The following is an 11,454-nucleotide window of genomic DNA, read 5'->3' on the forward strand; positions in this document are numbered from 1 at the left end:
CCCTGGTCAATGGCTGTCATGTAATATTAGTATAGTCTTCTATACCCGTGACTAACGTTCAGTGGAATCATGGAGCCCGCCAATGAACCAGCACATGCGACACAACACTGCCTGCAAGACCTGCTCACTCAGCCCTTTGTGTCTGCCGGTTTCTTTGTCGTTTTCTGAAATGGATCGGCTGGACGACATCATTGAGCGCGGGCGGCCGATTGAAAAAGGCCAGTACCTGTTCCGACAGGGCGACCCGATGGAGTCTGTATTCGCAATACGCACGGGTACCATCAAGAGCTTCGCCCTGACCCGCGCCGGCGAAGAGCAGATTACCGGATTCCACCTTCCCAGTGAGATTCTCGGCCTGTCGAGCTTCGGCACCCAGCATCACCAGGTATCGGCCCGTGCCCTCGAAACCACCAATGTCTGTGAGATTCCACTTGAGCACCTGGAACGCTTGAGCAGTCAACTGCCGGAATTGGGCCGTCAGGTCATGCGCGTGATGGGCCGGGAAATCCGGGAAGATCAACAGATGATGTTGCTGCTCAGCAAAAAATCAGCTGAAGAGCGTCTTGCTTCTTTTCTGCTTAGTCTGGCACAGCGCTTCAAGCGCCGCGGCTATTCCGAGCACAACTTTCGCCTGACCATGTCGCGGTCTGATATGGCCAACTATCTCGGCCTGGCCGTCGAGACCGTGAGCCGAGTATTCACCCGGCTGCAGAAGTCGGGAATCATCGCCGACACAGGCAGCGCCCGGGAAGTCCACATCGCCGACCAGAAAAGGCTGTGTGACATGGCGTCATTGAGTGAGGGCGAGCGGGTGGAGCTGGGTCTGATCGAAACGACCACGACCCACTGACTCAGCCTCGGCGTTCCTTCACATACTGGCTAATCAGCCAACCGCTGATGGAATGCACCGGGGGGTGACTGGGCAGGGCGTCGATCGGAAACCAACTGGCCCGGGCGATTTCGCTCGGATCAAGGCAAATGTCACCTGATTCATACTCGGCAATAAAGCCCAGCATCAACTGGTGCGGAAAGGGCCAGGTCTGACTGTTCATGTAACGCAGCCGCCCCAGCGTGACACCCACTTCCTCGGCCACCTCTCGATGTACTGCCTGTTCTGCCGACTCACCCGGCTCCATGAACCCGGCCAGAGTGCTGTACCAGCCGCTGGTCCTGTGGCGTGTGCCCTGGGCCAATAGAACCTCGTCACCGCGCACCACCAGGACGATGATGCAGGGATTGATGCGTGGGTAGAAACGCAGCTCGCACGGTTCGCAAAAACGAAAATGTTCACCTCGACCAGCCTCGGTGGGCCTGCCGCACTGCCCGCAATAGCGATGCTGACGACGCCAGGTCATCATCTGAACCGCGCGACTGGCCACAGCAAAGGCCGACTCGGACTGCGCCAGCACCTCGCGCAGACCAACCCTGTGGCAGTTGGCTGGCAAGCTGTGAGCTGCCGGCCATTCAAGTGCATACCAATCCCGGCCGGAGATTTTTCCCAACGCTATCGGGGCACCACCCTTGAGCAGACCGGCCGGAAGATCGGTTTGATCCAGGGTCTCCCAAATCCCCGGCTGAACGGACAACAGCTCACCCTCATGAACAAGCACCAAACGGGCGGCGGGCGGCGGAATTTCCGGGCCAGGCGTCAGGTCCCAGCCCTGGCCAGCCAAATCATACAGCATCCAGTGTTTTCTCCATCAAGACCGAGTCATTGTCGCGACCTTGCACCGCATAGCCCATCCGCTTACCCAATGACTGCATGGGCGTGTTTTCCGGCATGACATCCATCATCATGCGCTTCATGCCGGATTGCAGCGCAAAGGTTTCCAACTGGGCCAGCAACGCCTGCGCCAACCCTTGACCCTGCGCTTCGGCATCAAGCAGTATGGCAAATTCCATGGTAAGGGCATCGACATGGCTCCAGCCCCGAACTTCACCCTTAAGGGTGCCATCAGGGGCCTCCAGCACGAAGGCCATTTCGCGACGATAGTCGATCTGGCACATAGCCGCGAGTTCACGATGTGCAAAATGCAGACGACTGCCAAAAAAACGCAGACGCAGGGCTTCTGGCGGCTGCTTCTCATACAGCTGCTTCATGGCCGGTTCATCCTCGGCCCGCACCGGCCGAATCAGCCACTCGATACCGCGTCGCTGCACCCGAACCTCCCAGTGCTGGGGGTAAGTCGGTATGGACGGTGTCCGTTCTTCGCCAATGGCCGCAGCAGCACCCAGAACCACGAGATCACGGTCATTTTCCAGAACCAGATTCATCTCCAGACCAACCAACCATGGACAATGCTCAGCCAGTTCGGACAGCTGCATGATGGCATCGATCAGCGCTTCTTCTGCCACCAGTGGCTGGCGCACTCTTTCACGCAGCAGCACATAGACATGAGTGTCGCGCAGCAGCAGACGGGCCAGAGTGCGATTCAATGGGGGCAGTGCAACCCGCCGGTCGGCGCGCACATTGGCCAGGCTCCCGCCCAGCCCGAAAAGAATGACTGGCCCATAAACCCGGTCCCGGGTAATGCCCAGGCTGAACTGCAATGCATCCAGTCGCCGACGCATCGGCTGCACCACATAGCCCATCACCTTGCTGGCGGGAAAGTGCTGCTGCAAGCCCAGATACAGCTTGTCGACTTCTTCTTCCAGTTGCTCCGCATGACCAACATCTATGGCCACACCACGCCAACGCTGCCGGGCCTCGCTCGGATAAGCAAACGGATACAGATAAGCCTCGTGCAACAACCGAAGGACTACCGGATACCTGAGGCCGGGAGCCGCCTGCAGCAGTGCTTTACGGTCTCTGAAGTGCTGTCCCGGATTGAGCTGAAAGCCGAACAACCTGATCAGTTCCCGGGTCTGCTGCCAGCTTAGCCAGCGGCTTTCTCCAGCCGCCACTTTTGTCGCCAGTTGACGAAAGGGTGTCAGCAATTCTGCGGCAGGCGTGATGCGGGTATTCTGTTCCGGTGTCTCGCTGAGGTAGGCCTGCACCTGCTCATGCCGGACAATGGCAGAGAACGCCTGCACCGCCTCTTCGGTAGATTCAAAATGCAGAATGCCAGCCTCGTCCAGGCGGGCTCTGGCCGACTGTACACTGGCTTCTCCCAGCCAGGCCACCATTAGGGTGCGCCGGGTTCGTCGGCGATGCACCAGCAGTACCTCAGTCAGGCCGGGAATATCGAGCCGCGCGTTGGGCACCAGTATTACCAGTACGGCACCGATGCCACTCATGCTGTCCAACCCCGCCAGCACTTGGGTCAGCATGTCCGGATCAGTCGCAGCAGGAAGAATCAGCCCATGTTCGGAATGACGGTCACCGTGCAGGCGCAGTGGTCGCAATGCCTCGGGAAGGGCTTCCAGCCTACTAGGACTTGCTGCCAGCACCTTCAACTCCTGATGCGCCAGCATGGCCGGCCCGAGACCGTTGCTGACCAGGGCCAGCGTATGCGCATAAAGTGGCCGCGTACGTATCAGCGTCTGCAGCGTACCCAGAAGCCGATGGAAATTGGTCACCTGAAGGACGCCGGCCCGGTCAAAAAAGGCCTGCGTCAGCTTGTCTCTGCTGGCCAGACCAGGCGGGATCGTGGAATCCGGATCCGTATGCAACACCAGCACTTTTTTACTGCGCGACGCGGCCCGCAGCACGGTCATGAAGCGCTCTGCATTGCGGATATTCTCCACATGCAACAGGATGGCACGAACCCGCCGGTCGCCGGCCAGATAATCCACCACATCACTGAGACTGACGTCAGCGCGCGCGCCCACCGTGACGAAGTGGGAAAAACCATAGCCTCGGCCAGCCGCCCAATCGAGCAGTGCAGATCCCAAAGCCGACGACATGCCGATGTAAGCGATGTCGCCGGGGGGCGCCTGCAGGTGCGACCAGGAGACGTTCAGATTCTGCGATGGCACGATCAGACCCAAACTGTTGGGGCCCATCAGCCGGATGCCCCAGTGCCGTGCGAGCACCTTGAGGCGACGCATGCGGGTCGGGCTCAACTGGTCGCGGGCCATGCCGCCGGTCAATATCAGTGCTGCCCGCACACCGGCCTGCGCCACCGACTTGATAGCCCGCTGCAGGCCCGGCGCCGGCAGGCAGAGTACCGCCAGGTCGATGTTGTCACTGGCATGCAGGGTTGACTTGCAGGGCACGCCGAAAACCGACCGATAGCCCCTGCGATTGATCGCCAGAACCGGATGCGGGTAGCCGGCTTGCTGGAGATTGCGCAGCACCAGACCACCCATACTGCCCGGTCGTTCCGACGCGCCCAGTATGGCAATCGATTTCGGTTGAAAGAATGCATCCAGCTCTGCCATGATGCAGACCTTACTCAATAACGGCCTGGAGTCACAGCACTTTCATGACCACCGGTTTTATCCATCATCCGGCCAGTCTGTTGCATGACATGGGCGACGATCACCCGGAAAGCCCGGCGCGCCTCCAGGCCATTCTGGATCGACTCAAGAGCTCCGGTGTGTGGCAGAAACTGGACGTCTATCTCGCCCCCATGGCTGAAGACCGCCACCTGCTGACGGTGCATCTGCCGCGCTATCTGGAACAGGTCAGGCGCCTGGCCCCCAAACACGGTCTGGTGCATGCCGGCCCGGATACGCTGATGGGTCCGCATTCCCTTGAGGCGGCTCTGCGCTCTGCCGGCAGCGGCATTCAGGCAGTCGATGGCATCATGACCCACCTGTACCAGAATGCGTTCTGTGCCACCCGCCCGCCCGGTCATCATGCCGAGCCGGGCACGACCATGGGATTCTGCTTTTTCCACAATGTCGCCGTGGCCGCGCGCTATCTGCAACGCGAATATGGCGTCAGGCGGCTGGCCATCATCGACTTTGATGTGCATCAGGGTAACGGCACCGCCGAAGTGTTCCGTGGTGATCCGGACGTGCTGTTCATCAGTTCATTTCAGCACCCGTTTTACCCGCACTCCCACTGGCAAGCGGATCGCAGCAACCTGCTCTACTCGCCGTTGCCCGCATACTCTGGAGGAGAGCTGCTGCGTCAGATCTGGACCGACGACTGGCAACCGGCACTGCGTGAACACAGTCCGGAGTTCATCCTGCTGTCAGCCGGGTTTGATGCTCACCGGGAGGACCCCCTGGCAGAACTGGAATGGACCACCGATGACTACCGCTGGCTGACTCGGGAGATCATGACTGAAGCTCAAACCGGTGGCGCGCGTGGGCGGGTCATCAGTTTCCTCGAAGGCGGTTACAATACCCATGCTCTGGCCGACAGCGTGCAGGCTCACATTGAAGAGCTGGTGGTGGCCGGACACCCTGAATACTGAAACGATAGACGGCGGGAGAGCGCATTATGGCCTCTACAGGCACCTGGGAACCGGAAGCGGATCAGCTTCGTCCCGACCCTTCACGAGTGAAAGCCTGGCTGCAACATTCATGGCAGGAGGCATCCGACCTTGAACGGCTTGATGACCTCGACAGGGCCAGCTTACAGCGCTGGATAGACCTGCCGGAAGATCGCTGGGCCACATTGCTGGATGGGCTGCAAATCGATGAACTGGCCCGGCTTGCCTGCCTGTGCACACTGGCCGAGCAGCATTTGTCCGGCTGTGTGGCAGGCGATCAATCGGTTGTCATTCATGCCTTCCGGCGTTATCGGCAACTACTGGGACGTCCCGACCCTGAGCTCACCCGCTGGATCAGGGCCAATACTGACAACCGTTTTCTGCCCTATGGCCCAGCGCTTTAGCAGGGCACGCTGACAACCGCGGATATCGTCATGCCCGAACGGGTTGATCTGTCTGATCTGCCGATCAGTCATCATCACACGGAATTTCTGGATGTCTGGAAGGCCGGGTCACCCTTGTTGGTGGAGGCCGAGCCGGGGGCCGGAAAATCAACGCTGATTCCACTGTGGCTGCTGGAGGCCGCGTCTCCGGACCAGCACCAGGTTTGGCTTGTTCAGCCCCGCATTCTGCCTGCGCGCGCCCTGTGCCAGCGCCTGGCGCACCTGCGCGACGGCAAACCGGGCCAGGAAGTCGGCTATCAGGTGCCATTTGACCGCTGCGCCAGCGACAGGACGCGCCTGCTGATCATGACACCGGGTATTTTGCTACAGCGTCTGCTGGCCGATCCGGAGCTGCCCGGTGTCGGCACAGTCATACTGGATGAAGTCCATGAGCGCTCCGTACAGCAGGACCTGGCCTGGGTCTGGCTGCAGGAGTTGGCCCTGCTGCGCGACGATCTGCGACTGATTCTGATGTCTGCCACGCCAGACCCCAAGCTGCAGCAACAACTGGACAACCGCCTGGTCGCCGCCGGACGGCAGTACCCGGTGACCACCCGGCATCAGACCGCCGGCCAGAGTGAGGCCTTGCCTAATCAGGTTATCCGCGCACTGCAGGGCCATGACGAGAAGAGTACAGCATTGGTTTTTCTGCCGGGCTGGCGCGATATCGAAGCGGTTACCCGGGCCCTGCGCACAGCCTGGCCGGCGCGCCGCATAGTGCGGCTTCACAGCCGTGTCGACACGGACGAGCAACAGGCGGCCATCAACCCGGAGACCGGGCCACGCATCATAGTATCGACCAATATCGCCGAGAGTGCGTTGACGGTTCCCGATGTAACCCTGGTGATCGACTCGGGGCTGGTGCGGCGTCCCCGGTTTGATCAGGGCAGCGGCGTACAGCGCCTGGACACACAACGTATCAGCCAGGCATCAGCCGATCAGCGACGCGGCCGAGCCGGGCGGGTTCAGGCCGGCCAGTGTGTGCGACTCTGGTCGGCGGATCAGGCTCTGGCACCGGTCGACCTGCCCGAAATACGGCAATGCGATGCCTTGCCTTTGGCACTGCAAATTGCGCACTGGGGCAGCCCGGAACAGGAACTGGGCTGGCTGGACCGGCCCTCGCCACTCGCCCTGCAGCAGGCCCGGCAACAATTGCAAGCCTGGCAGTTGCTGGACCACAACGGTCAAATCAGCCAAGCCGGCCAACAGGTCTCGCAACTCGGTACACACCCAAGACTGGCCGCCCTGCTGCAGGGCTTCAGGCGGGAGCTCGGCAGCACCTGGCCGACGCAGGCAATGACGCTGGTGTTGTGGCTGCATTTTGGCGATCAGGGCGCAGATGATCCGCAGGCCTCGGATAGCGCATCGCTGCTCAAGAGTAAAGCGCAGCAACTGCAGCACAACTGGCAATGGCAGCGCCTGGCGAAGCGCTGGCAGCGTATACTGGAGGTCCGCCTGAGCAACAACAATGCAGTATCCCCGGAAGCGCTGGCCGCCGCTGCGGCAACAGCCTGGCCGGACCGGGTTGCGCATTGTCAGCCCTCCGGCCGCTATCATCTGGCCAGTGGCGTCAGCGTTGAACTGCCCATGGCCAGCTCTGAATGGGCGCTGATCCTGACTCTGGCACGACAGGGCAAGCATCACCGGGGGAGTGGTCTGGATCTGCGCATGCAACCGGAACAGGTGCGCCAACTTGCCCAACAGCGGCAGGTACTGGAGTACCACAAGGGGCGCTGGCGGATGACCGAGTCTTTGCAGCTGGGCGAACGCGTCGTGGAGCAGACCAACCGCCCCGTCACAGCGCAGGAACTGGGTCCCGCATTGCTGGAGCACTACCAGAACCAGCCGCCGGATCAATGGCCCTGGCCTGAGCGCACCCGCAGGCTTCTGTTGCGCACCCGCATTGCTGCCGAACACAATCTGCTACCACTGCCCGACCTGCAGGATGACGCCTTGCAAGCCAACATGAAAGACTGGTTCGAACCTTTTCTGACGATTCTGGATGACCCTACCGTGGCCCCGGATCGCCTGCCTTGGCATGACGCCCTGTGCACCTTGATTGGCGCCACAGCGGTGCGACAACTCAACCAGTGGATACCAGACCGCTACACGCTGCCCAGTGGGCGAGAGGTAAAAGTGGCTATCTCGGAACATGGCCAGTTGATAGTCAGTGGCAAGTTGCAGGAGTTTTTCGGCACCGAGGACCTGAGCACAGCGAAAGACAGATTACCCATTACGGCGCAATTGTTGTCGCCGGCAGGCCGGCCCCTGGCCATCACATCGGATCTGGCCAGTTTCTGGCGAGAGGGTTATCACGCCGTGGCCCGGGAAATGAGAGGTCGCTACCCGAGACATCCATGGCCGGACAATCCCGAGACCCACCCGGCTACTCGCGCAACCAACAGGGCCCTGCGTCAGGCGGACGATTGAGAGTCAGTTGCGGGGGTTTTCATCCTGATACAGCGGCCAATGCTCTGCCGAGCGGTTCTCTATCTGGGAAACCGGCCCAAACTGTTCTTCCAGCGCACGAATAACCACAAACACTTCAGCGGCCATATCGGTGTCATCCATGCTTTCCGCGGTCACCGAAAGGCACAAACGCGTACTGGTTCTAGGTCGGGCTCCGAACGTACGCTTATGGTCATCAAACTGTTTGACAAACTTTTCCAGTGTATGTGGCGAGCGGAGCGGGTTCATCATCTGTAACGTCCACACCATCTGCCAGGCATTGGCGGAAAGACGGCGCTTGGGCGGCAGCATCGGTAGGTCGTCCATGTCCAGCTGCGACGGTAATGGTGCAGTCGCGAAAGGCATTCGACACTCCTCAAGAGTCTGGTTAGCTGGATGAATAAAATTTAACCAGTAATAACCATAGGAAGGCGTCAGCGATATGTCAACTTTTGACCCTACCGGGAGAGATATAACGAGACAGAGTTCACGCAAAAAGCGGAGGTCAGTGGCAATAAAGTTCGTAAAGCGTCCCGATAACCCGCACTACCTTGTCCGACTTGAGTCGGTAATACACCATCTGGGCATCCTTGCGCACGCTGACCAGATCCTGATGGCGCAATTTGGCAAGATGCTGCGACAGTGCCGATTGACTCAGGGGTACACCCTGATTGAGCTGGGTGACAGTCTTTTCACCCTCGAGCAGACTGCACAGAATCATCAGGCGACATTCATGCCCCAACGCCTTGAGCAATGCAGCCGCTTCGCGGGCATTGGTCTCCATGGCAGATAGATCCCGTGGGCTGTCCTGCCATTGCTGGCTGTTCTTATGCAGTAGGTCTGTAGTCATGACGTCCATTATATATCAAGCAAGCCGACGACGTCTTGTCTCATCTTTTGGGGCCTGCTGCCAGTGCGCCAAAGATACCGTTGCATGGACGCCTGAGGTCCGGCATCATGCGCTCGGCTCTGAACTCTCACTCAAGGTGGAGTGCTGACAATCATGTCGGACAACCGTGACCAACAGACTTCCTTCCACCTGATACCGCAACCCGGGCGAGGGGCCTTGCTGTTGCGCCGTCTTGCAGCCTTGAGCTATGACCTGCTGGTCATGACCGGCGGGCTTATGATCGCCACGTTTCCGTACCTCGGCATACTCTACTGGACCACAGGGGCCGAATCGCCTGACGCTGGCGACCCGCTGTTTCGCCTCTATGTGTTGCTGCTGGTGCTGGGGTATGTGTGGCTGAGCTGGCGTCGGGGCGGTCAGACCATTGGCATGAAGGCATGGCGGCTGCGCGCCGAGACGCTCGACGGTCACCTGCTGAGTCATCGCCAGATCATGCTCAGATTCTTTGCCGGTGTACCGGCCGTGCTGCTTTTTGGGCTCGGCTACCTGTGGAGTCTCTGGTCACCGCAGGGTCAGACACTGCACGAATATCTTTCCTACAGTCGCACCACCCTGCTGCCCAAGCGTTAATCGACTCTCCACCGTATCTCAGCCGGAACCCCATGGTCCGGGCTTTGACTTATGCTGCCCTGCGCCCTATAAAGACAGGGGTACTGTGGGTTCAGAATCCTCAGTGCGCTTCGCCATTCTCAGAACAATAACCAGCCGCTGCAAGCCTGAAGGAAACTGCGTATGCCTCTTACGATCGCCATACCCAAGGAAACCCACAAGCTGGAGAAGCGCGTCGCTGCGACGCCTGATTCAGTGCGCAAACTGCTGGAGCTCGGCTACCGGGTGGTGGTGGAGTCGCGCGCCGGCAGCCAGGCCAATTACAGCAATGATGCCTACAAGGAAGCCGGGGCCGAGATGGTCAGCGCGGCCAAACTGTATCCACAGGCCGATATTCTGCTCAAGGTCAACGGGCCGGAGAAGCGGACAGATCTGGATGGCAAGAACGAACTGGACCTGCTGCCCAAGGACGCCACCTTCATCAGTTTTCTGCAGCCGGCGCTCAACGAACCGCTGCTCAAGCAGTTTGCAAAGAAAAAGATCAACGCGCTGGCCATTGATGCAGTACCCCGCATTTCGCGCGCCCAGAAGATGGACGCGCTGAGTTCCATGGCCAACATTGCAGGCTATCGGGCAGTCGTCGAGGCGTCCAACCTGTTCGGTCGTTTCTTTACCGGCCAGATTACAGCTGCGGGCAAGGTGCCGCCGGCCAAGGTGCTGGTGATCGGCGCAGGCGTCGCCGGGCTGTCGGCCATTGGTGCAGCCAAATCGATGGGCGCCATCGTGCGTGCCTTCGACACCCGGCCTGAGGTGAAAGATCAGGTCAAAAGCATGGGCGCCGAATTTCTCGAACTCGACTACGAGGAAGATGGCAGCGGCACCGGCGGCTATGCCAAGGAAATGAGCAAGGCGTTTATCGACGCCGAGATGGCGCTGTTCCGTGAGCAGGCCGCCGAGGTCGACATCATCATCACCACGGCCCTGATTCCGGGCAAGCCGGCGCCCAAGCTGATACTGGAAGACATGGTCAAATCCATGAAGCAGGGCAGCGTGATTGTGGATCTGGCGGCGGCCAATGGCGGGAACTGCGAACTGGCGCAGGCCGACAAGGTGGTCACCAGGCATGGCGTCAGCATCATCGGCTACACCAACCTGCCCAGTCGTCTGGCAGCCCAGTCGTCACAGCTCTATGCCACCAACCTGGTGCACCTGGTCGCTGAATTGACACCCGGCAAGGACGGCGAACTGATCATCAACATGGACGATGAAGTTCAACGCGGCGCCACGGTGGTGCACCAGGGCAAGGTGACCTGGCCCCCACCGCAACCCGCCAGTCCCCCGCCGTCTCCGGCTGCGGAGAAAAAAGCGGTACCCGAGCCTGAGCCGGAAGCGCCGGCGGTGAAGGCAAAGCCGAAAAATCTGTTCAGCGGCAAGGCGATGATCGGCTATTGGGCAGTGGCGGGCACTCTGTTGCTGCTGCTCGGCTCAGTGGCCCCGGCAGACTTTGTGCACCATTTCTTTATCTTCATTCTGTCGATTTTTGTCGGCTGGCAGTTGATCTGGAACGTCAAACACTCGCTCCACACGCCACTGATGAGTGTCACCAATGCCATCAGTTCCATCGTGATACTGGGTGCCTTGTTGCTGGTGGCGACACCCGACAGCACCCTGATCACGGTGATGGCCATGGTGGCGGTGTTCGTGACCAGCATCAATATATTCGGCGGTTTCTATGTGACCCATCGCATGCTGCATATGTTCCGGAAATAATGACAAG

The 11,454-nt window shown here is 59.9% G+C and carries 10 protein-coding genes; 6 read left to right on the forward strand and 4 right to left on the reverse strand.

The window, feature by feature from the left end:
- The first annotated feature begins 82 nt into the window (after positions 1-82).
- Positions 83-850 carry a fumarate/nitrate reduction transcriptional regulator Fnr gene (gene fnr, locus LAT62_RS04540; RefSeq protein WP_293379611.1) on the forward strand — a complete coding sequence of 256 codons (768 nt, stop codon included), beginning with the start codon at positions 83-85 and terminating at the stop codon, positions 848-850.
- Position 851: 1 nt separating this feature from the next.
- Here the strand turns inward: fnr and nudC are convergent, their stop codons facing one another.
- Both nudC and LAT62_RS04550 read right to left on the reverse strand, forming a co-directional pair.
- Complete coding sequence (gene nudC, locus LAT62_RS04545; protein ID WP_293379613.1) at positions 852-1,685, reverse strand: NAD(+) diphosphatase; 834 nt, start codon at positions 1,683-1,685, stop codon at positions 852-854.
- Entirely contained in the window at positions 1,675-4,323 is a 2,649-nt protein-coding gene (locus LAT62_RS04550) for a bifunctional acetyl coenzyme A synthetase (ADP forming), alpha domain/GNAT family N-acetyltransferase (protein ID WP_293379615.1), read from the reverse strand. Before LAT62_RS04550 ends, nudC begins: the two co-directional genes overlap by 11 nt.
- Positions 4,324-4,367: 44 nt before the next feature.
- Between LAT62_RS04550 and LAT62_RS04555 the strand changes: the two genes are divergently transcribed.
- From LAT62_RS04555 to hrpB, 3 genes are read left to right on the forward strand one after another with little or no spacing between them, the layout of a single operon-like run.
- Positions 4,368-5,309 (forward strand): histone deacetylase family protein, encoded by a 942-nt coding sequence (locus LAT62_RS04555; RefSeq protein WP_293379617.1) that lies wholly within the window; start codon positions 4,368-4,370, stop codon positions 5,307-5,309.
- Between the two features lie 26 nt (positions 5,310-5,335).
- Positions 5,336-5,731 carry a hypothetical protein gene (locus tag LAT62_RS04560; RefSeq protein ID WP_293379619.1) on the forward strand — a complete coding sequence of 132 codons (396 nt, stop codon included), beginning with the start codon at positions 5,336-5,338 and terminating at the stop codon, positions 5,729-5,731.
- A 30-nt stretch (positions 5,732-5,761) separates the two neighbouring features.
- On the forward strand, positions 5,762-8,200 hold the full coding sequence (gene hrpB / locus LAT62_RS04565; RefSeq protein ID WP_293379621.1) for an ATP-dependent helicase HrpB: 2,439 nt from the start codon (positions 5,762-5,764) through the stop codon (positions 8,198-8,200).
- A gap of 3 nt (positions 8,201-8,203) precedes the next feature.
- On the opposite strand, the gene LAT62_RS04570 is transcribed toward hrpB, so the two are convergent.
- A complete protein-coding gene (locus LAT62_RS04570) occupies positions 8,204-8,584 on the reverse strand; it encodes a hypothetical protein (RefSeq protein ID WP_293379623.1) in 381 nt (126 codons plus the stop codon).
- A 139-nt stretch (positions 8,585-8,723) separates the two neighbouring features.
- Positions 8,724-9,068 (reverse strand): helix-turn-helix transcriptional regulator, encoded by a 345-nt coding sequence (locus LAT62_RS04575; RefSeq protein WP_293379625.1) that lies wholly within the window; start codon positions 9,066-9,068, stop codon positions 8,724-8,726.
- 153 nt (positions 9,069-9,221) lie between these two features.
- On the opposite strand from LAT62_RS04575, the gene LAT62_RS04580 reads away from it, so the two are divergent.
- Both LAT62_RS04580 and LAT62_RS04585 read left to right on the forward strand, forming a co-directional pair.
- Positions 9,222-9,698, forward strand: a complete 477-nt coding sequence (locus LAT62_RS04580; RefSeq protein ID WP_293379627.1) for an RDD family protein — start codon at positions 9,222-9,224, stop codon at positions 9,696-9,698.
- Between the two features lie 162 nt (positions 9,699-9,860).
- Positions 9,861-11,447 (forward strand): Re/Si-specific NAD(P)(+) transhydrogenase subunit alpha, encoded by a 1,587-nt coding sequence (locus tag LAT62_RS04585; protein ID WP_293379629.1) that lies wholly within the window; start codon positions 9,861-9,863, stop codon positions 11,445-11,447.
- Positions 11,448-11,454: the final 7 nt, after the last annotated feature.

The sequence above is a fragment of the Natronospirillum sp. genome (genome assembly GCF_022565775.1).
Lineage (GTDB): Bacteria > Pseudomonadota > Gammaproteobacteria > Pseudomonadales > Natronospirillaceae > Natronospirillum.